The following is a 20256-nucleotide window of genomic DNA, read 5'->3' as shown; positions in this document are numbered from 1 at the left end:
CTCACACCCTCGCCGGCTCGGCGACGGGACCGGGGGAGCGGTCGCCGCGCAGGCGCTTGACGACGAGCTCCGCTGAGATGAGGCACATCGGCAGGCCGATGCCGGGAAGGGTCGAGGTGCCGGCGTAGGCGAGGGAGCGCACCTTGCGCGACGCGTTCCGCGGCCGGAACACCGCGCTCTGCCCGAGGGTGTGAGCCAGACCCAGTGAGTTGCCGCGCCAGGAGTTGAGGTCTGCGGCGAAGTCGCCGGGTGCGACGGTGCGGCGCACCACGATCCGCTCGGCGAGGTCGGGGATGCCGCACCAGGCTGAGATCTGTGCGATCACGGTGTCCGCCGCGGTCTCGACGGCGGGGTCGCCGTCGCCGTCCACGCCCCCGCGACCGATGTGCGGGTCGGCGGGGATGGGAACGAGGACGAAGAGGTTCTCGTGACCGGGAGGGGCGACAGTGGCATCGGTCGCGCTGGGGCGGCACACGTAGAGCGACGCGGGCGTCGGGATGCGGGGGCTCTCGCCGAAGATGTCGTCGAAGTTCTTGCGCCAGTCCGCGGCGAACATCAGGGTGTGGTGCGCGAGCTGCGGCAGCTCGCCCTCCACGCCCAGCATCAGCAGGAGCGCGCCCGGGCTCGGCGTCTTGGCGTCCCACCACTTCTCGGGGTACGTCTGCAGGGCTTCGGGCAGGAGGACCGTCTCGGTGTGATGCAGGTCGGCCGTCGAGACGACGAGGTCGGCGGCCAGCTTGCGACCGTCGGCCAGACGGATGCCGGTGGCCACGGCATCGGTCGTCTCGATCTCGGCCACGGGAGCCTCGGTGAGGATCTCGACGCCGCGCGCGCGGGCGAGTCGCTCGATGGCGGCGATGATCTCGGTGAATCCGCCCCGCGGGTAGAGGACGCCGTCGTCGAGATCGAGGTGGCTCATCAGGTGGTAGAGGCTCGGGACGCCGAAGGGGGAGCCGCCGAGGAACACCGCCGGATAGCCGAGGATCTGCCGCAGGCGCGGATCCTGGAAGCGCTTCTCGATGAACGTCGAGAGGGTGCGGGTGAGCAGCGGCGCCAGCTGTGGCACGCGCCGCAGCAGCGCCGGGTCTCGAAGCCCCGCCGTCGTCTCGTACGTGTCGTAGAGGAAGCGTCCGACGGCGAGCTCGTACGCATCGGCTGCCGAGTCGAGGTACTCCTCGAGGGCGGCACCGGCTCCGGGCTCGATGCTCTCGAAGAGCGCCACCGCCTCGGCCCTGCCGGAGCGGACGTCGATCGCGCCGGGGTCTCGGTGGGCGCCGGGTTCGCCGTACACCCGGTACGCGGGATCGAGCCGCACGAGGTCGAGTTCGGCTGCGGCGGTCGTGCCCAGCAGCCGGAAGAAGTGCTCGAACACCTCGGGCATCAGGTACCAGCTGGGTCCGGTGTCGAAGCGGAAGCCGTCGCTCTCCCACGATCCGGCACGTCCCCCGAGCTGGTCCCGGGCCTCGCACAGCGTGACTCGCCATCCCTCCTCGGCCAGGAGCGCGGCGGTGGCGAGCCCTGCGATGCCGCCGCCGACGATCACAGCGGTTCCGGGCGGAGTGATGGTGCGCGTCACAGTCGGGCCTCTCTGGGTGCGAAGCCGAGCGCGGCACGTGCCGCGAGTCGGGCTTTGACGGGGTCGGGCACGCGCACGCGCACGCCCTCGATGCGCGGACGCCGCAGGCGTGCCGACAGCTCCGCGAACAGGTCGTGCGCCGCGGTCACGGCGCGTCGGCAGTCCGCGGGCAGGTCGGGCACCACGGCGGCCGCCGCAGCCAGGTCGGCGTCGATGCGATCGAGCACGTCTTCACGGCTGATCCGGCCGTCCGCGAGTCCGAGGTAGTCCCGGCCCAGGGCGGATGCATCGTGGTCGAGGTCGCGCAGGAAGTTCACGTCCTGGAACGCGGCTCCGAGTCGCCGTGCGCCATCGACCAGGCGCGGGTCGGGGCGCACAGGATGGGGCCGGCCGGCGCCGACGAACACCTGCAGGCACATGAGCCCCACGACCTCGGCCGAGCCGTAGACGTAGGCGTCGTGCGACGCATCGTCGTGCCGGGCGGTCGACAGGTCGGTGCGCATCGACGCGAAGAACGGGCGTACGAGGTCTTCGCCGATCGCGCAGGCCCGTGCGGTGCGGGCGAAGGCGTGGACGACCAGGTTCGCACTGAACCCGCGATCGATGGCGGCGAGGGTCTCGGCCTCGAGGTCGTCCAGCACCGCACGCAGTGCATCGGGTGTGAGACCGGCCGAGGCGGCCGGGCCGTCGACGATCTCGTCGGCCACACGCACGAGGGCGTAGACGGCGCGCACGTGCGGGCGGGGTCTCGGGCCGAGCAGACGACAGGCGAGATTGAACGAGGTCGAGTAGCGCGCGATGACGGTGTCGGCGGCGTCCTGCGCGGCGGCGTCGTAGAGGTCCAGACCGGTCGCCTCGGCGTCGCGACGTCGTCCGCTCACGGAACCCGCTCCTGGATGCTGTCGGCGAGAGCCCGCAGAAGCCCTGCCACCCGCGGGGGGAACACATCCGCCTCCGCGTCGAGGCGCACCTCGTCGAGCGTCGCGATGATGAGGTCGCGCAGCTGGACCCGCGCGCCGCTGTCTTCCAGCATCCGCTGCGCCTCTCGTACGGCGATGGGTCCGGTGTGCGCGACGGCGAGGGCGGAGTCCACCTGCTCCCAGACGGGTGTCTTGCGCGCGAAGGCCACGAGGGGGGTGCGCTTGGCCTCGCGCAGGTCGCCGCCGGTCTCCCGACCGGCCTGCTCGGCGGATCCGAATGCGCCGATGAGGTCGTCGACCAGCTGGAAGGCCAGGCCCAGGCGGTCGGCAGCGCTCTCGAGTGCGTCCAGGGCCTCCTCGGGGGCCCCGGCCAGCACGGCACCGGCGACCAGCGGCGCCCGGAACGAGTACACGCCGGTCTTGTTGAAGGCCGTCGCCAGCAGGTGCGACGCGTCGTCCTCGTCCAGCATCGCGTCGTCCGAGACGACGCTGTTCTCGACGTCGGCGAGCTCGCCGGCCGCCGACACGTACACGGCGTCGTCCAGGAGCTCGAGCACCCGGGTGCGTGCGGGGCCGGGTACGTCGGCGAGCGCGACGAGTCGCAGCGCTTCGTGCAGCAGCAGGTCGCCGCCGAGGATCGCTGCGGCGTCGCCGAGGAGTGCGGCTCCGGCGGCATCGGCGCCCAGGCTGCGGGCGCGCATGCGGAACTCGCCGGCGACATTCGGGATGCCGCGCCGGACGGTGTCGTGGTCGATCACGTCGTCATGCACGACGAAGGCCGCGTGCAGCAGCTCGAACGCGGCGGCGATGCGGTGGACCTCGGCGAGGGCGGCGGGCGATCCGCCGAAGGCGTCGTACGACTCGCACACCAGGGCGGGGCGGAACCGCTTGCCCCCGCTCGCGGCGCGACCGACCGCGTCGGCCAATGCGCCGAAGCCGTCGCCGAGAAGGTCGGCCCGCGAGCGGATGCGGTCGATCGCGGAGTCGATGGCCGCGTCGAGGTCGGGACGTGATGCTCGCGGGATCATGATGCGCGCCGACGCTCGGCGACGGATTCGAACAGCCGGAGCTGCCGGGCCTGGAGGACCAGCCACGGGCTGAAGGCCCACGGGGTGGCCTCGAGCGACGCGGCCAGATCCAGCGGATCCACCCAGCGGGCGTCCACGACCTCGTTGGGGTTGAGGGTCGGCTCCTGGTCGGTGCGGGCCGTGTAGACCGGGCACACCTCGTGCTCGACGATTCCCGTCGCGTCGACGGCGCGGTAGCGGAACAACGGCAGCGCCAGCTCGAGTTCGGTGAGCGTGAGTCCGATCTCGAACTCCGCACGGCGGTGCACGGCGGCGATGACGGGTTCGGCGGGCCGGGGGTGGCCGCAGAAGGAGTTGCTCCACACTCCCGGCCAGGTCTTCTTGTCCAGCGCCCGGCGGGTCACCAGCACCTGGCCGGCGGCGTTGACGACGTGACACGAGAAGGCGAGGTGCAGGGCGGTGTCCGTGCCGTGGACGCTGCTCTTGGGGGCAGTGCCGATCGCGCGACCTTCGTCATCGAGGAGCACAACGTGGTCGGCATCGGTCATCTTCGTTCTCCCTGTTAATTCGCTAGTTTAGCTAGCGATCGGCGTGTGGTCGATGATACAAGTGAACCAGGGATGGTGTCCACATGGCTCAACCGTGGCAACCGCGGACCGATCACGACCGCGCGGTGCTCGACGTGCTCTATGCCGTGCGCGCCTTCAGCGACGCGCTGGATCGCATGAACGGCGACATGAAGGACGACTTGGCGATGAACGCCTCGGACCTGCAGGCCCTGCGGATGCTGATCATGCGAGAGCAGCAGGGCGAGTCGGTGTCTCCGCACGACGTGGCCGCGCACCTGCGGATCTCGACCGCGTCCACCACGAAACTGCTCGACCGTCTCACCGCGGCCGGGCATGTCGAGCGTCGTCCGCACCCGCACGACCGCCGGGCGCGCGTGATCGTCCTCACACCCCAGTCGCGCCGAACCTTCTTCGAGCACTTCGGCGAGCGGATGCAGGCGCTGCGCGCGGTGGCGGACGGCTACACCGACCACGAGCTGGCGGTCGTGGCCAGGTTCCTCGCGCAGCTGGGGGACGCGCTGACGACATGACGACGCGGGCGTGCCGTTTACACCGCTGATCGGGGAAAAGAAGAAGGCGCCCCCGGAGGGACGCCTTCTTCATCTGTTGCGGGGACAGGATTTGAACCTGCGACCTCTGGGTTATGAGCCCAGCGAGCTACCGAACTGCTCCACCCCGCGGCACAAGAGGAAAGCCTAGCACGGGTTCAACAGGTCCGCGAATCGGGGTCGGTCCTTGCCGCTGCGAGCGCGGGAGCGGGAGGATGTGCACATGGATTCACCCCGCCGTTCCGGCCGCAGCGAAGACCGCGCGAAGGGTCGCGACGAGACCCCGGAGGAGCGCGCCGACCGCAACTGGAGCGAGGTGCTGCAGGAGCTGCGCGTGCTCCAGACGGGCACGCAGATCCTCACCGGCTTCCTGCTCGCCCTCGCGTTCCAACCGGCGTTCTCGGATCTCAATGACAGCCAGCGCTTCGTCTACCTCGTCCTGGTCGTCCTCTCGGCGCTGAGCGCCGTCATCGCCCTCGCACCGGTGGCGCTTCACCGCGTGCTGTTCCGCCAGCGCGCGAAGCTCCAGGTGGTCGCCTATGGGCACGCGGCTCTGATGACCGCTCTGCTGACGGTCTCGCTCCTGCTGGTGGGGGTGGTCGCCTTCGTCTTCGACGTCGTCGTCGGCGACGCGGCGGCCTGGACGGCGCTGGGGGCGCTGGCCGTCGTCATCGTCATCGCGTGGATCGTCGCGCCGTACATGGTGCGGATGAAGCTGCGCGCCAAGGACGGATCGTGACGGGACCGGTCGCGGGGGAGCGGCCGGCGGACGCGTCGCTCCCGGTCGCCGTGGCGCAGTTCTCGCCCGCGGCCGATGCGGCCGCCAATGTGCAGACGATCACCGCGCTCGTGACCACTGCCGTCTCGCGCGGCGCGCGCCTGGTGGTGCTGCCCGAATACTCCAGCTTCTTCATCGACCCGTTCGACTCCTCCCTCGCCGAGAACGCCGAGCCGCTCGACGGGCCCTTCGTCCAGGCGCTCACCGCCCTGGCGAGCGAGAACGACATCGTCGTCGTCGCGGGCCTGGTGGAACGGGCTGGGGACGACCGGCGCGTACGCAACACGGTTGTGGCCGTGGGGCCGGACGGGCTCGTGGCGACCTACCGCAAGCTGCACCTCTACGACGCGTTCGGCCAGCGGGAGTCCGACTGGATCGAGGCGGGCGAGCTGGCCCCGCCGCAGGTGTTCTCCCACGGCGGTCTGCGCTTCGGGCTGATGACCTGTTACGACCTGCGGTTCCCCGAGGTCGCGCGCACCCTGGTGGATGCCGGGGCCGACGCGATCCTCGTCCCCGCAGAGTGGGTGCGCGGCCCGCTGAAGGAGCATCACTGGCGCACGCTCCTGCACGCCCGGGCGATCGAGAACACGGTGTTCGTCGCCGCGGCCGACCACCCGCCGCCGCTCGGAGTGGGTGCGTCGATGATCGTCGACCCGCAGGGCGTCGAGATCGCCGCCGTGGGCACCGCCACCGATGTCGCCGTCGCCCATCTCGACCTCGATGCCGTGGAGCGGGTGCGCCGGGTCAATCCCGCCCTGCGGCTGCGGCGATTCCGGGTCGTGGCGGCCGACGGCATCCCGGCGCCGCCGGACTCCGGCTCGGCCTGACCTCTGTCGGCGCGATGTCAGGCCAGCGCCGACAGGCGGCGCGAAGCCTCTTCGAGGACGTCGACGCGCTTGCAGGCGGCGAAGCGCACCAGCGTGGCGTACTCGCTCCGGCGCTGCGGCGACGTGAACGCGGTCAGAGGCACGGCCACCACACCCGCGCGGTCCGGGAGCTCACGGCAGAAGGCGTGCGCGTCCACCGCGCCGACAGCGGCGGCATCCGCGACGCTGAAGTACGAACCCGCCGGTGTCGATACGGCGAAGCCGGCGGCTCGCAGGCCGTCGCCCAGCACGTCCCGCTTGTGCCGGAGCGCGCTCGCCGCGCCCGCGAAGAAGCCGTCGTCGAGACCCAGCCCCACGGCGATGGCCGGCTGGAAGGGGCTCCCGTTGACGTAGGTGAGGAACTGCTTTACCGCGAGGACGGCGTCCACGAGGTCTGCCGGCCCGGTGACCCAGCCGATCTTCCACCCCGTCGTGGAGAAGGTCTTCCCCGCCGACGAGATGCTGAGCGTGCGTCCCGCCGCGCCAGGGAGTGTGGCGATCGGCACGTGCCGATCGCCGAAGACCAGGTGCTCGTAGACCTCGTCGGTGACGATGATCGCGTCGTGCCTGTCGGCGAGCCGGACGATCTCGTCGCGGACCCCCGCGGCGAACACGGTCCCGGTGGGATTGTGCGGGTCGTTCACGAGGATCACGCGCGTGCGGTCCGACACGGCGGCGGCGAGCTCCTCGAGGTCGGGCTGGAAGTCCGGCCAGCGCAGGGGCACCGTCACCAGGCGTGCCCCGGCGAGGGCGACCAGCGCCGCGTACGCGTCGTAGTGCGGCTCGAAGACGACGACCTCGTCGTCGGGGCCGTCGACCAGGGCCAGCAGCGTCGCCGCGAGCGCCTCGGTCGCACCCGCCGTCACGAGGACGTCGGTGTCGGGGTCCGGGCGCAGGTCGTAGAAGCGACGCTGGTGGGCGGCGATCGCTTCGCGGAGGGCGGGGATGCCGCGGCCGGGCGGATACTGGTTCGCGCCGCTCGCGATGGCCTCGCGCGCAGCCTCGAGCACCGCGGCGGGCCCGTCCTCGTCCGGAAAGCCCTGGCCGAGGTTGATCGCGCCGGTTCGGGCCGCCAGGGCCGACATCTCGGCGAAGATGGTGGGGTGGATGGTGCCGTCCGAGCCGATGAGTCCGGCGCCCGCGGCAGTGCGGTGCCATGCTCCGGAGATGTGTCGCATGCGGCCGAGACTACGCCGAACCGATCACATAGGCCGGTCCCATCCCCGGCATAAGAAACGCACAGCTACCGCCGCCACAGTGGTACCGGACAGTAGTCAACGACAGCGGACAGCGGTCGGCAGAAGGAGCAGCATCCATGAGCGACACCTCGGGCACGCGCCCTGAAGATCAGCACCCCGGCGAATCGGCGGACGCCCCGGCGACCGCGTCGTCCGCGGGAGCAGCGTCCACCCCGCCCGTCCCGCCCACCCCGCCGTCGACCGGAGCGTGGCCCGCCCCGCCGACGACCCCTGCTGCGGTCGCCGCTGAGCGGCCCGCGCCGCCGCACGGCTACCCGGCAGGCGCGTCATACGCCCCGCCCCCCGGATACACGCAGCCGACCACCCCTCTTCCCTCAGGTCCCGTGGCGACCGAGCGCGAGCCCGAACCCAGACGCGGCTCGGGCGCCGGGCGCGTCGCCGGCCTCATCGTCGCCGCCGCCCTCGTCGGGGGCGCCGCGGGTCTGGGCGGAGCGTACGCAGGGGTGAGTCTGTTCGCCCCCGAGAGCGTGAGCCCTGCCGCAGGCCCCTCGACGGTCACCGTCAACGACGACGGGTCGGTCAACCAGACCACGGCGATCGCCGCCAAGGTCGTGCCGAGCGTCGTCACCATCAGCGCGTCCGGCGGCAGCGGCAGCGGGACGGGGTCGGGCGTCGTGCTCACCAGCGACGGCTACGTCGTGACCAACACGCACGTCGTCACCCTCGACGGCGCCACCGGCAGCGCCGCTATCCGGGTGACCACCTCGGACGGCCGGGTCTACGACGCGGACGTCGTCGGCACCGACCCGACGTACGACCTCGCCGTCATCAAGCTGCAGGATGCCGAAGGGCTGACTCCCGTCGATTTCGGAGACTCCTCCGCCCTGAACGTCGGCGACGAGACGATCGCCGTGGGCGCGCCGCTCGGCCTGTCGAACACCGTCACCACCGGGATCGTCTCCGCCCTCAACCGCTCCATCGAGATCGCATCGGCCGCCGCCCCCGACACGGGCGAGGGCGAGGGTGAGGACGGCGAGTCCGGCGAGCAGGGCGAGTCGCCGTTCTTCTTCGACTTCGGTCAGGGCGAGATGGGCGCGCAGACGTCGGAGTCGATCAAGATCGCCGTCATCCAGACCGACGCCGCGATCAACCCCGGCAACTCCGGCGGCGCGCTCGTGGACGCAGACGGCGCGCTCATCGGCATCAACGTCGCGATCGCCTCAGCCGGCGGCGCATCGGGTCAGGCCGGCTCGATCGGCGTGGGCTTCGCGATCCCGTCGACGATCGTGCAGCGCATCACCGACGAGATCATCGAGACCGGGTCAGCGTCCCACGGCCTGCTGGGGGCGAGCGTCCAGTCCGCCGCCTTCGTGGAGGACACCGACATCACCGGGGCGTACATCGCCGAGGTCGTCGAGGGCGGCGCGGCTGCCGCCGGAGGGCTGCAGGTAGGCGACATCGTCACCGGCTTCAACGGCGTGCCGATCACCGACTCGGTCGATCTGACCGCCCAGGTGCGCGCCGCCGCAGCCGGCAGCGAGGCCACGGTGACGTACGTCCGCGACGGCCGGACCGAGACCGTGGACGTCACGCTCGGCGAGCTCACGCCGTAGTTCCGGCTCCGAAGGAGGACGCCGCCATCGCGATAGGCTCGCGTGGTGGCGTCCTTCTCGTTCGGCGCGGGCAACGCGCGGAAGATCGCCGCGATCCCGCTGTACGCGGCCGGGCGCCTCGCGACCGCCCTCATCCCGCGCTCGACCGACGAATGGGTCTTCGGCTGCGCGGTCGGCGTCGCCGACGGCGCGCTCGCCCTGTGGCGGGTGGCGGCGGCCGATGGGGTCCAGGCGGTATGGCTCGTCGCCGACGACCGTGACGCGGCGGAGGCCGCCGCACTGGGCATCCGCGCCGTCCGGCGCTCGTCGCCCCGGGGATGGTGGCGGACCGCTCGCGCCCGCGTGGTCGTCGTCACCCACGGTCTGGGGGACGCCAACCGGTACGCCGTCCGCGGCTCCTTCCTGGTGCAGCTGTGGCACGGCATCCCGCTCAAGCGCATCGGGCTCGATTCGCCCGCCATGCTGCGCCTGCCCCGAGCGATTCAGCTCATGATCGGGGAGCGGCAGTCGACCCGGCTGGTCGCCGCGATGTACCGCAGCGCCACCCGCGGCATCCGACTCGTCCCTGCGGCCTCGCACCTCGTGCGCGGCCGGCTGGAATCCGCTTTCGCCCTGGACGACGCCCGCGTGCCGGTCACCGGCGAACCGCGCGTGGATGTGCTGTCGCAGGGGGATGCCGCGACGCGCCGTCGCAGCGCGCGGGCGTCGATCGAGGCGGCCGTCGGGGGCCTGCCCCCGGACGCTCGCCTGATCCTGTACGCGCCGACCTGGCGGGACGGCGAGCCCGATCCCGCGGTGCCGGATGCCGCCCAGTGGCGTCGCCTCGCTGACCTGCTGGAGCACCAGGACGCCGTCCTCCTCGTCCGCTCGCACCCGCTCGGTGCGGGGGAGTACCGCCCACCGGTCCCCACGCCACGCGTTCGCGCGATCGGCAGCGACCTGGTGCGCGACATCACGCCGACGCTGCCGGGGTTCGACGCCCTGATCACGGACTACTCCTCGCTCGCGTTCGACTCCGCGCTGGTGCCGCTGCCGGTGATCTACCTCGCCCCGGACGAAGCGGACTACACGCGGCGGCGGGGCTTCTACGGCAGCTACCGCGACGTCGCCGTCGCCCCGGCACGAGACTGGGATGCCGCCGCGAGCGAACTCGAGGCCGTCCTGTCCGATCCGGCGGATCGCGACGAGCGACTGCGACGCGCCACCGACCTGAGTGCCCGGGTGCATGCCTTCCGCGACGGGGGCAATGCGGTCCGGGTGTACCGTGCGATCCGGGCGGGCCTGTCCGGCCCGCCATCCTCGCCGCGCAAGGGAGACACATGACCGAGGCCCGCTTCGACGCCGACGACGAGCCGACGCTGACGCTGTGGGGCGATGCCCCGCAGCCGGCGTCGGTCGAACTCGTGGGCGCGCGTGCCCGGGTGGCGGGGTCGCTCACGACCGAGGACGACGGCTCGTGGCGCGCGGTGCTGCCGCTTCGCGCGTCCCGGTGGGGCGGGCGGGTCCTGCCCCTGCCGAGCGGCGTCTACGACCTCGTCTTCGTCCCCGGGGCCGGCGGCGAAGGCACGGATGCCGCGCCGCCCGCGCCGGCGGATGTGCCGCCCGTGGTGCTGGGCGAGCTGCGGGCGGAGCTGAGCGGCGCCACCGTCCGCATCGCTCCGCCGCTGGACCCGGCGTACGACTCGCGCGACGGTCAGGCCGCGCTGGAGCGGCGGTACGCGGCGCTCGAGAACGCCGTGTTCTTCGAGAGCTTCTACGGGCGCAACGCCGGCTGCAACCCGCTCGCCATCGATCGCGAGCTCGCGCGCCGCGCACCGGGCGTCACCCGCTATTGGAGCGTCGTCGACCTCTCCGTCGAGGTCCCCGAGGGCGGCGTCCCCGTCGTCGAAGGAAGCCCGGAGTGGTGGCGCGCCAGAGGAGCCGCGCGGCTGCTCGTGGTGAACGACTGGCTGCGCCGGCGGTTCGCCCGTCGGCCGGGGCAGAGAGTGCTGCAGACGTGGCACGGGACCCCGCTGAAGCGACTCGCGCTCCATCGGCCCGGCTTCCAGCCGCGTCGGATGGCGGCGGTGATCAAGGAGTCCCGGCGCTGGGACGTGCTGCTCGCGCAGAACCCGTACGCGGCCGGCATCCTCACCCGGGCCTACGCGTTCCTGCGGCGGCCTGTCTGGGTCGAGGGCTATCCGCGCAACGACGTGCTGGTGAACGGCGACGGAGCGCCGGTGCGCGAGGCCCTCGGCATCGCACCGGGGGAGCGCGTGCTGCTCTACGCTCCGACGTGGCGCGACGATCGCTCCGAGATGGTCGACTTCGTCGATCCGGCGGCGCTGGCGGCGGCCGCGGACGCCGTCGTCCTCGTGCGGGGCCACTCGCGGACCCTTCAGCCGGGCCGCAACGCCGAGGGCCCGCGTGTGATCGACGTCACCGGCTTCCCCGACACCTCGCGTCTGCTGCTGGTCGCCGACGCCCTGATCACGGACTACTCGTCGGTCATGTTCGACTATTCCGCGACCGGCAAGCCGATGTACTTCCTCGTCCCCGACCTCGAGCACTACCGGGGCGAGCTGCGCGGGTTCTACTTCGACCTCGCCGCTCATGCGCCGGGGCCGGTGGTGCGCACGCAGGAGGAGCTCGTCGCGGCTCTGGCCGCCGATCCCGCCGATCACGCCGCGGCGTACACCCGCTGGCGCGAGCGGTTCAACGCGCGCGACGACGGGGCCGCGTCGGCTCGCGTGGTGGCCCGCATCCTGGATCAGGGATTCGTCGACCGCGACTGACCCCGACCGACCCCGACCGCGAGGTCACGGCAGGGGCGTGTTGCGCGTGCCCAATCGCGACGTGTCGACGGTGCGCTCGGCGCCGCGCAGCACTCCGATGACGAATCCGGCGCCCCAGGACAGGTGCATGGTGGGGAGCACGGCGCACGTCCACAGTCGGTCGCGCCACCCGCGCCCGCCGCCGGGACCGGCGGCGACCACCAGCACCAGGAAGGCGTAGGCGACGAGCGGCAGATAGACCGCGGATGCCGCAACCGCCCAGGCGCCCGAGAGGGCCCCCGTGGCCTGCAGCACGGCGGTCATGACGCCGACGATCAGCGCCAGCACGAGCAGAGGCGGCGCGAAGAAGCGCAGGGAGTTCCCTCGTCCGAGACGGCGGACCAGTTCGCCCCGCCACCGGCCGGTGGCGAAGAACTGTCGGGCCAGTCGCGGCCAGCTGTCCCGCGGCCAGTACGTCACCGACAGGGACGGGTCGAACCAGACGGTGTAGCCGGCGCGCCGGATGCGCAGATTGAGCTCCCAGTCCTCGCCCCGGCGGATGGACTCGTCGAAGAGACCGACCTCGTCGATGACGCTGCGGTGCATGACGCCGAGATAGGCCGATTCCGCCTCGCCGGCCTCGTCGGCCCCGTGGTAGGCACCGCCGCCGAGCCCGACGGGGGAGTTGTAGGCCCTCGCGACGGCGCGCTGGAAGGGCGTGCGTCCGTCCGCGCGCATCAGCCCGCCGACGTTGGCCGCGCCGGTGCGCTCGAGGATCTGCAGGGCGCGACGGGTGTAGCCGGGCTCGAGCTCGGAGTGGGCGTCGACCCGAACGATCATCGGGTGCGCCGCCGAGCGGATGGCGAGGTTGAGGCCCACCGGGATGTCGGCGGCGGGGTTGGCCACGAGCGTGATCCGCTCGTCCTCGTCGGCCAGCGCGCGGGCGAGGTCCGTCGTGCCGTCCGTGGACGGGCCGAGGGCGAGGATCAGCTCGGTCGGACCGTCGACGTCCTGCGCGAGGACCGAGGCGACGGCGGTGCGCAGGTGCTCGCGCTCGTTCAGGACCGGCATGACAAACGTCACGCCCACGCCCGCAGGGACCGCCGGCGCACGTCGTCGCCCGCGATCCTCGTCATGCACGCGTCCGATCATGTCATGACGGGCGCTGAGTAGGCTGGAGGGATGGGCATCGTCTCGGACTCGCGCAAGGCCGTCACGCTCATCCGCAAGGCGGTGGCCAGCCGCTCGGCCGTCGGCGACGTGCGCCGGGCGCTGGCGACCCGGCCGCCTCACCCGCCGGGCCGCTTCCGCGTCGCGGTCTACTTCGCCGACGGAGCGGTGAACATGTACCAGATGCGGCAGTGGTACAAGCCGCTCGCCGACCTGGCCGCACGCTGGCCCGTCGTCGTGCTCAGCCGCTCGGCGATCGGCGCGCGGGCGCTCCTGGCCGACGATGCGCTGCCGGTGGCCTTCGTGCCGACGGTCCGCGATCTCGAGGCGTACCTGTCCACTCAGGACATCCGGGTCGTGCTCTACGTCAACCAGAACACCCGTAACTTCCAGATGTTCCGCTACGGGCGCCGCTGGCACGTGTTCATCAACCACGGCGAGTCCGACAAGATGTACATGACCACCAATCAGTTCAAGGCCTACGACTATGCGTTCGTGGCCGGTGATGCCGCGCGCGAGCGGTTGTCACGGGTGCTGTGGGACTACGACATCGAACGCCGCACGATCGAGATCGGCAGGCCGCAGGCCGATCACTACTCCGGAGCCCTGCCGTACACGCCGGACGACCGCACCGTCGTTCTTTACGCGCCGACGTGGGAGGGGGATCGACCGAGCGCGCACTACGGTTCGATCCTGACCCACGGCGAGGCGCTCGTCGACGCGCTCGTGGCCACCGGCCGGCACCGTGTGGTCTATCGACCGCATCCCCGCTCCGGTGTGGTCGACTCCGCGTACGGCGCCGCCAACCGGAGGATCATCGCCGCGCTCGCCGCGGCCAACAGCGCAGACCCCGCCGCGCAGCATGTCTTCGACGACGGCCCCGAACTGGGGTGGCAGCTCTCGGCGGCCGATGTCGCCGTGGTCGACATCTCGGCGATGGTCTACGACCGTCTCGCTGCCGACAAGCCCCTCATGATCACGCGGCCCGTCGATCCCGCAGCCCTCATCGACACCCACGGCTATCTGTCGGCGTGCGAGTGGCTGACCGCGGCGGCCGCGCCCGGGATCGTCGGCGAGATCGACCGGGTGCTGTCGGACCCGGATGCCGTGTCCCGTCTGGCGACCTGGGTGCGCCATTACTTCGGCGACACGTCGCCCGGAGCCGCGACGGCCCGCTTCCAGGACGCCGTCGGCACGCTCATGGCCGACTGGGAGACATGGCACGCGCGGGCGGCCGCCGACGAGCCCCAGGAACCCGACACCGACGAAGCGGAGCTGGACGACGCCGACGCCTAGGCTCGAGCCCGCCGCTCAGCGGAAGCCGTCCAGACGCACCACGAGCCGCTCGATCGCCCGGAGCGGGATCGCTACCCAGGTCGGCCGGTTGCGCGCCTCGTAGATGCTCTCGTACACCGCTTTGTCGAGTTCGAGGGCCGCCAGCAGGATGCCCACGTCGTCGAGGCCCTCTCCCGAGCCGGCCGCGTAGCCGCGGACGAACTCGTCGCGCGCGCTGCGCGCCCACCGCAGGGGGACGTCGGGCGGCCGGTCGGGGTCGTCCAGCCGCAGCGATCCCGCGACGTAGTCGAACGAGCGCAGCATGCCCGCCACATCGCGCAGTGCCAGATCGGGCAGCACGCGCTCCCGCATCGGACGAAGGGGCTCGCCTTCGAAGTCGAGCAGCACCCACCCGCGATCGGGTACGAGCAGGACCTGGCCCAGGTGGAAGTCGCCGTGGATCCGCTGCAGCCGCGGCCACGCGAGCTGCGAGGCGGCGGCGTAGACCGTCTCGATCGCCTCTCTCAGGTCCGTGATGGCGGGCACCTCGGCGATCGCGATCGCCAGCCGGCGCGCCCACGCCTGGACGGTCGCGTCACGGTCTTCGGGGGTGGCCGCACGCGTGGGGAAGAGCTCGGACAGCGAGCCGTGCACGTTCGCGGTGGCCTCGCCCAGCTCGAACGCCTCGCGGTCGAACGCCTCGCCGTCGGCGGCCGCGCGCAGGGCGACGCGCCATGCGTCCTCGACACCCGCGAGGAACTGCTGGGCGAAGGCGAGCGACCCCGTGATGGTGCGCGACGCATCCGACGGGTGCGGCCATGTGCCCTCGAGCGCGCCGACCGCACGGGGGACGTACGGGGATCCTGCGGCTGACAGTGCGGACGACAACTCGATGTCGGGGTTCAGGCCGCCGTTGACCTGGCGGTAGATCTTGCAGATCAGCGCATCGGCGTCACCTCGGAACACGACGGAGGTGTTCGACTGCTCTCCGGTGAGCACCTGGGCCGAACGGGGGGACCCGTCGACGGGCTCACCCTCGGGATGCCCCACGGCCCGGGCCGCGGGCCCGGTGCACTCGCCGCCTTCGGTGACCAGGCGCTCGAGGGCTCGGGTGTAGGCGGGATCGAAGGGGCCGTCGATCAGGGTCGTCCCGGGCTCCGGGCTGCCGATGACATGGTCTGGGTCGGCGGTCACGGCGACGGTCTCGCGCTCGACGACGGGCACCTGGTACAGGACGGGTGGGAGGGCGCCCTCATCGACGAGAAGGTAGGTGCGCACGCGCGCTCCCGGGTCGTCGGAGGACATGTCCCACCACGCCACGAGGTGGAGGCTCGGCACGCGGCCTTTGCCGGCGTACCACCGCTGTCGCGGCATCCACGCGGCCACACACCCCAGCGTGCTGTCCATGCCAGCGAGACTATGGCCGCCGCACGCTCGTGTCGAGGACATCCTGCAAGCGTTTGCAGAGTCGTGTCCCGGGGACGACGGACGTGGCTCAGCGACCGATCGCGCGGCGGAGGGTGTCTCCGGTGCGCCGGGTTCCCCCGGCGATCGCCTCACCGGTGCGCCGCGTGCCGCCGACGATCGCCTCGCCCACACGACGGATGCCGCCGGCGGCGGCGGATTCGAGCCGCAGGGTTCCCGGGCGGGGCTCGAGATCGGCGGGCACGAGTGCCGGCGGCGGACCGAAGGCCCGGCGCGACGCGACGAGCACCCGTCGCCCGAGGATGTTGTTGCCCGCGCCGCCGACGGCCGCTCCGACACCGAAGGGCAGCGCCTTGCCCAGCCAGGAGGCGCCCCCGCGGGCGGCGAACTGGTGGATGAACGCGGACTTGAGGCGATCGACCAGCGGTCCCATCGCCGCACGGGGCAGCGTCTTGGTGACCATCTCGCCCCAGTAGGCGTCGCGCGTGACTCCGCGTCCCGATGCCTGACGGGCGAGCTGGCCGACCAGGTCGACACCCTCCTTGCCGAGCATGAGGGTGAGGACGAGGGCACGCGCTCGATCGGGATCCCCGACGGGGATGCCGTGGACCTCGGCCACCGACTGCGCGAACAGCGTCGTTGCCTCCAGGAACCCCACCGTCTCGACGCCGCTCAGGGCCAGGGTGATGCCGGTGCCGATCCCGGGCACGACCGCGGTGGCACCCACGGCGGCGCCACCGGTCGTCACGGCCGCGAGATACCGCCGCTCCAGCATCCGGATGATCGTCGCCGCATCCGCATCGGGATGACGCAGACGGATGCTGCGCAGATGCGACAGCACGATCGGACGCTGGATGGCCAGCACCCGATCGAGCACGCGGATGATCCCCGGGTGCTCGTCGGATCCGGCAGGCGGAAGCCCGTTCTGCCACGGCGAGTCGCCGGGAAGCGAATGTATGCGGTGCACCTTGTCGGCCATCGGGCCGATCCTAGGTACGCGCGCTGGGGGAGCGCTGGGGGTTGACGAACGTCAGACGAACTGGTTCGCCCGCTCGAGATCCTCGGCGAAGTCGACCTCGACGGCGTACAGATCCGAGATGTCGAGCGGGCGGACGCGGACGCCGTCCTCGGCGATCGCGAGCTCGAGGCCCCGCTCGAAGTAGTCCTGGTCATCCACTCGACCCAGCTGGCGGATGAAGGCCTTCTTGTCGCGGCTGGAGATGTAGTTGATCCCCACCGCCTCGCCGATCCCGCCGACGACCGTCTTCGACAGCTCCTTGATGGAGCCGTCGGCGGCGACGGTGTACTTGACCTCTTCGTCGCTGACCTTGGCGGTGTTGACCGTCACGAACGACTGGTCGCGCTCGATGAGTTCGATCGCCCGGCCGAGGACCCGCGGGTCGAACACCACGTCGCCGTTCATCCACAGCACGCCGCTGCGGCCGGTGGTGGTGAGGGCGCGTAGCAGCGACTTCGAGGTGTTGGTCTGGTCGTAGCGGTCGTTGTAGACGTAGTCGACGTCGGGGAAGGCCTCGACGATCGTCTCCGCGCGGTAGCCGACCACCGTGGTGATCTCGGCGTCGGTGCCGAAGGCTGCGCGGATGTTGTCGTGCTGCTGCTGCATGATGCTGCGGCCGTCGCCCAGCTCGGTGAGCGGTTTGGGCAGGCTGCGCCCGAGGCGCGAGCCCATTCCGGCTGCGAGAATGACGGTCTGAAGAGTCACAGTGTTGCTCCTGGAGTGCGTGGTTAAGCGTCGGTTCACCGAACGGACACTCCTTCGTGCCGGATTCATGGTAGCGATGTCGTCTGGGAACGCGCAGGATGCTGGACCTCCGTTGCCGTTTCGTGATATTGCACCGATTGCAGCGGATCGCCACGCGGCGTTGCGGCCCCGCGCCGGGCGCTTGATACCTTGGATCGGTGACTGCGTCGCTGCCGGTGCCCCATGAGACCGATCCGGACGAACCGGGCGGCGCACTGGCGAGCCCGCGCGTCGTGCGCCTGCCCGCCCATCCGGGACCGCCGCCGCCGCTGCCGACCGACCTCGACGTGCCGCCGCGCCCGCCCCTGCCGGCGCAGCCTGCGCCCGAGGCGGAACCCGAGTCCTTCGCCCCCGCACCCGCTGGGGAGCCGGATTCGCACGTGGGCGAGCTGCCGGACTCCTTCACGCCGCCCGCTGTGGATCTCGCCTCGCCGGTCCTCGAACTGCGCGGGGTGGCGAAGAGCTTCGGCGGCGCCCGCGCCGTGGAGGAGATGGACCTCACCGTCCCCGCCGGCACCTTCTACGGCCTCGTGGGCCCGAACGGCGCAGGCAAGACCACGACGCTGTCGATGATCGCGGGCCTGCTGCGGCCCGACCGCGGCAGCATCACCGTCGCGGGCGTGGACGCGAACGCCCGTCCGCTAGCGGCCAAACGCCTCATGGGTGTGCTGCCCGACCGGCTTCGGACCTTCGACCGGCTCACCGGGCGACAGCTGCTCTACTACTACGGCGTGCTGCGCGGGATCTCCCCGGCGGTCGTCGAGAGCCGGACGGCGGATCTCGCCCGCGCGTTCGATCTGACCGATGCGCTCGGACGCGTGGTCTCGGACTACTCCGCCGGCATGCTGAAGAAGATCATGCTCGCGGGGGCGCTCATCCATTCGCCGCGATTGCTGGTCCTCGACGAGCCGTTCGAAGCGGTCGACCCGGTGTCCAGCGCGGTGATCCTGGACATCCTCTCCACGTACGTCGCGCACGGCGGCACGGTGATCCTCTCGAGCCACGGCATGGACCTCGTGGAGCGGATGTGCTCCCGGGTCGCGGTGATCGTGGCAGGCCAGGTGTTGGCGGAGGGCACGGTCGACGAGGTGCGCGGCGAGCTCACCCTCGAGCAGCGCTTCGTCGAGCTCGCCGGCGGCCTCAGCGACGTGGAGGGCCTGGAGTGGCTGCATACGTTCTCCGACTGAGGGTCGCGCTGCTCGTCGGCGCGCTCCGCGGCGGAGCCTCGCACGTCACCCGCGTCGTCATCGGTCTCACGCTGCTGGCGATGGTGGTGGCGGCCGCGTGCTGGGCACTCCTCACGCTGCGCGAGACGACGCCGACCACGGCCTTGACCGTCACGGTGCTGGCGGGGTCGGCCGTGACCCTCGGGTTCGCGCTCGCCCCCCTGATGGGAGGCGCGACGGATCCACTGGATCCCCGCCGCTTCACGCTGCTGGGTCTTCCCGCCCGGTCCCTCGCTCTGCTGCTCGTCGTCGCGGGCCTGATCAGCGTCCCCGTCGCGGCGATCATCGTTCTCGCGGTGGGCTTCGGAGCCGTCTGGGCGCGGTTCGACATCCCGGCGCTGCCGGTGACGGTGTCGGTCGTGCTCGGCATCCTCACCTGCGTCCTGCTCGCCCGGGTGTGCATGGCCCTGGCGGCGATGTTCCTCTCGGGCCGGCGATCGCGCGAGCTGTCGGGGCTCTTCGTCCTCGCCGTCGTCGTCGTGGTCGTCCCGGTGGGCGTCTTCCTCTCGTCGCTGGAATGGAACGGCGCGGTCCCCACCCAGCTCGTCGAAGCCGTGCAGGCGCTGGCGCTCACCCCGCTGGGCGCGGCGTGGGCGGTCCCGGGACTCCTCGGCACAGATCCCGATGCCGCCACGCTGTCGCTCGTCGTCGCGGCGGGCACCGTGATCTTCCTCGGTGCGGTGTGGATGCTGCTGGTCCACCGCGTCCTCACCACGACCGAGCGCCCGTCGGTGGTCCGTGAGCGGGCCGGCCTCGGATGGTTCGCCGTCGCCCCCGGCACCCCGGGGGGAGCGGTGTCGGCACGCAGCCTGCTGTACTGGTCCCGGGATCGCCGCTACATCGTCAACATCCTCATCATCCCGGTGGCCGCCGCGGTGACGATGGTTCCGCTGCTGGTGGCCGGCGTGCCCTGGGAGCTCGTCGTGCTCGTGCCCGTCCCCTTCGCCGCGCTCTTCCTCGGCTGGCTGCCGCACAACGACCTCGCCTACGACTCCACCGCCGTGTGGATGCACATCGCCAGCGGCGTCCGGGGATTCTCGGATCGCATCGGCCGGCTGGTGCCGGTGCTGCTGATCGGGATGCCGCTGCTGGCGGTCGCGATTCCCGTCGCGATCTCGCTGCACGGCCGCTGGGCGCTCCTGCCCGCCCTCACCGGGGTGTGCGTGGCGCTGTTCTTCGGGGGGCTGGGACTGTCGAGCGTCTCGTCGGCCGTCGCGCCGTACGCGGTCTCGCGTCCCGGCGAGAGCCCGTTCCAGCAGCCGCAGCGAACCACCTCGAGCGGGGCGATCGCGCAGGCGCTCGTCCTGGGCGGTGCCGCGCTGACGGCCGTTCCGGCGCTGTGGTTCAGCTGGCGCGCGCTCACCGTCGACATCACGGAGGCCGATTCGGCGCTGTGGGCCGGGCTGGCCGCGGGAGGGACGGTCTTCCTCGTCGGACTCGTCGTCGGCTCGGTCGCGTTCGAGCGCCGCGGCGGCCGTCTCATGGAGTTCGCCGAGTCCACCTGAGTCCACAGGCGCACCGTCGGCCGCCCGCCGACACCCCCCCGCG

18 protein-coding genes and 1 tRNA gene are annotated in these 20256 nt (G+C 71.9%); 9 read left to right on the top strand and 10 right to left on the bottom strand.

Going from position 1 to position 20256, the window contains the following annotated elements:
- Nucleotide 1 precedes the first annotated feature (1 nt).
- Genes crtI through idi form a run of 4 tightly spaced genes read right to left on the bottom strand, consistent with a single transcriptional unit; the run spans nucleotide 2 to nucleotide 4072 of the window.
- Complete coding sequence (crtI, locus tag Q9S36_RS07055) at nucleotides 2-1576, bottom strand: phytoene desaturase family protein (RefSeq protein ID WP_311284515.1); 1575 nt, start codon at nucleotides 1574-1576, stop codon at nucleotides 2-4.
- Nucleotides 1573-2457, bottom strand: coding sequence for a squalene/phytoene synthase family protein (locus Q9S36_RS07050; protein WP_311284514.1), 885 nt, complete (start codon nucleotides 2455-2457; stop codon nucleotides 1573-1575). The genes crtI and Q9S36_RS07050 overlap by 4 nt, the downstream gene beginning before the upstream one ends.
- Nucleotides 2454-3524, bottom strand: coding sequence for a polyprenyl synthetase family protein (locus tag Q9S36_RS07045; protein ID WP_311284513.1), 1071 nt, complete (start codon nucleotides 3522-3524; stop codon nucleotides 2454-2456). The genes Q9S36_RS07050 and Q9S36_RS07045 overlap by 4 nt, the downstream gene beginning before the upstream one ends.
- Entirely contained in the window at nucleotides 3521-4072 is a 552-nt protein-coding gene (idi, locus tag Q9S36_RS07040) for an isopentenyl-diphosphate Delta-isomerase (RefSeq protein ID WP_311284512.1), read from the bottom strand. Before idi ends, Q9S36_RS07045 begins: the two co-directional genes overlap by 4 nt.
- Before the next feature lie 83 nt (nucleotides 4073-4155).
- On the opposite strand from idi, the gene Q9S36_RS07035 reads away from it, so the two are divergent.
- A complete protein-coding gene (locus tag Q9S36_RS07035) occupies nucleotides 4156-4623 on the top strand; it encodes a MarR family transcriptional regulator (protein WP_311284511.1) in 468 nt (155 codons plus the stop codon).
- A gap of 76 nt (nucleotides 4624-4699) precedes the next feature.
- On the opposite strand, the gene Q9S36_RS07030 is transcribed toward Q9S36_RS07035, so the two are convergent.
- Nucleotides 4700-4773, bottom strand: a tRNA-Met gene (locus Q9S36_RS07030).
- A gap of 91 nt (nucleotides 4774-4864) precedes the next feature.
- On the opposite strand from Q9S36_RS07030, the gene Q9S36_RS07025 reads away from it, so the two are divergent.
- Both Q9S36_RS07025 and Q9S36_RS07020 read left to right on the top strand, forming a co-directional pair.
- Nucleotides 4865-5380, top strand: a complete 516-nt coding sequence (locus Q9S36_RS07025; protein WP_311284510.1) for a DUF6328 family protein — start codon at nucleotides 4865-4867, stop codon at nucleotides 5378-5380.
- Nucleotides 5377-6246, top strand: coding sequence for a carbon-nitrogen hydrolase family protein (locus Q9S36_RS07020; RefSeq protein WP_311284509.1), 870 nt, complete (start codon nucleotides 5377-5379; stop codon nucleotides 6244-6246). Before Q9S36_RS07025 ends, Q9S36_RS07020 begins: the two co-directional genes overlap by 4 nt.
- A gap of 17 nt (nucleotides 6247-6263) precedes the next feature.
- Here the strand turns inward: Q9S36_RS07020 and Q9S36_RS07015 are convergent, their stop codons facing one another.
- Entirely contained in the window at nucleotides 6264-7463 is a 1200-nt protein-coding gene (locus tag Q9S36_RS07015) for an aminotransferase class I/II-fold pyridoxal phosphate-dependent enzyme (RefSeq protein WP_311284508.1), read from the bottom strand.
- A gap of 137 nt (nucleotides 7464-7600) precedes the next feature.
- Between Q9S36_RS07015 and Q9S36_RS07010 the strand changes: the two genes are divergently transcribed.
- From Q9S36_RS07010 to Q9S36_RS07000, 3 genes are read left to right on the top strand one after another with little or no spacing between them, the layout of a single operon-like run.
- Nucleotides 7601-9097 carry a trypsin-like peptidase domain-containing protein gene (locus tag Q9S36_RS07010; RefSeq protein WP_311284507.1) on the top strand — a complete coding sequence of 499 codons (1497 nt, stop codon included), beginning with the start codon at nucleotides 7601-7603 and terminating at the stop codon, nucleotides 9095-9097.
- Nucleotides 9098-9142: 45 nt separating this feature from the next.
- The gene (locus Q9S36_RS07005; protein ID WP_311284506.1) at nucleotides 9143-10420 is read left to right on the top strand and encodes a CDP-glycerol glycerophosphotransferase family protein; all 1278 of its coding nucleotides are present in this window, start codon (nucleotides 9143-9145) and stop codon (nucleotides 10418-10420) included.
- A complete protein-coding gene (locus tag Q9S36_RS07000) occupies nucleotides 10417-11871 on the top strand; it encodes a CDP-glycerol glycerophosphotransferase family protein (protein WP_311284505.1) in 1455 nt (484 codons plus the stop codon). The genes Q9S36_RS07005 and Q9S36_RS07000 overlap by 4 nt, the downstream gene beginning before the upstream one ends.
- Before the next feature lie 24 nt (nucleotides 11872-11895).
- On the opposite strand, the gene Q9S36_RS06995 is transcribed toward Q9S36_RS07000, so the two are convergent.
- The gene (locus Q9S36_RS06995; RefSeq protein WP_311284504.1) at nucleotides 11896-12921 is read right to left on the bottom strand and encodes a glycosyltransferase family 2 protein; all 1026 of its coding nucleotides are present in this window, start codon (nucleotides 12919-12921) and stop codon (nucleotides 11896-11898) included.
- A 111-nt stretch (nucleotides 12922-13032) separates the two neighbouring features.
- Between Q9S36_RS06995 and Q9S36_RS06990 the strand changes: the two genes are divergently transcribed.
- Nucleotides 13033-14316 carry a CDP-glycerol glycerophosphotransferase family protein gene (locus Q9S36_RS06990; RefSeq protein WP_311284503.1) on the top strand — a complete coding sequence of 428 codons (1284 nt, stop codon included), beginning with the start codon at nucleotides 13033-13035 and terminating at the stop codon, nucleotides 14314-14316.
- 15 nt (nucleotides 14317-14331) lie between these two features.
- Here the strand turns inward: Q9S36_RS06990 and Q9S36_RS06985 are convergent, their stop codons facing one another.
- The 3 genes from Q9S36_RS06985 to Q9S36_RS06975 form a co-directional block, all read right to left on the bottom strand.
- The gene (locus tag Q9S36_RS06985) at nucleotides 14332-15702 is read right to left on the bottom strand and encodes a maltokinase N-terminal cap-like domain-containing protein (protein ID WP_311284502.1); all 1371 of its coding nucleotides are present in this window, start codon (nucleotides 15700-15702) and stop codon (nucleotides 14332-14334) included.
- 88 nt (nucleotides 15703-15790) lie between these two features.
- On the bottom strand, nucleotides 15791-16699 hold the full coding sequence (locus Q9S36_RS06980; RefSeq protein WP_311284501.1) for a hypothetical protein: 909 nt from the start codon (nucleotides 16697-16699) through the stop codon (nucleotides 15791-15793).
- A gap of 51 nt (nucleotides 16700-16750) precedes the next feature.
- Nucleotides 16751-17443 (bottom strand): phosphocholine cytidylyltransferase family protein, encoded by a 693-nt coding sequence (locus tag Q9S36_RS06975; RefSeq protein WP_311284500.1) that lies wholly within the window; start codon nucleotides 17441-17443, stop codon nucleotides 16751-16753.
- Between the two features lie 197 nt (nucleotides 17444-17640).
- Here Q9S36_RS06975 and Q9S36_RS06970 point away from each other — a divergent pair, with 197 nt between their 5' ends.
- On the top strand, nucleotides 17641-18669 hold the full coding sequence (locus tag Q9S36_RS06970; RefSeq protein WP_311284499.1) for an ABC transporter ATP-binding protein: 1029 nt from the start codon (nucleotides 17641-17643) through the stop codon (nucleotides 18667-18669).
- The gene (locus Q9S36_RS06965) at nucleotides 18645-20213 is read left to right on the top strand and encodes a hypothetical protein (RefSeq protein WP_311284498.1); all 1569 of its coding nucleotides are present in this window, start codon (nucleotides 18645-18647) and stop codon (nucleotides 20211-20213) included. Before Q9S36_RS06970 ends, Q9S36_RS06965 begins: the two co-directional genes overlap by 25 nt.
- Nucleotides 20214-20256: the final 43 nt, after the last annotated feature.

It is taken from the genome of Microbacterium sp. ARD31 (genome assembly GCF_031844425.1).
Note: the sequence above shows the minus strand (reverse complement) of the source record. Positions and strands in the feature narration are given on the sequence as shown.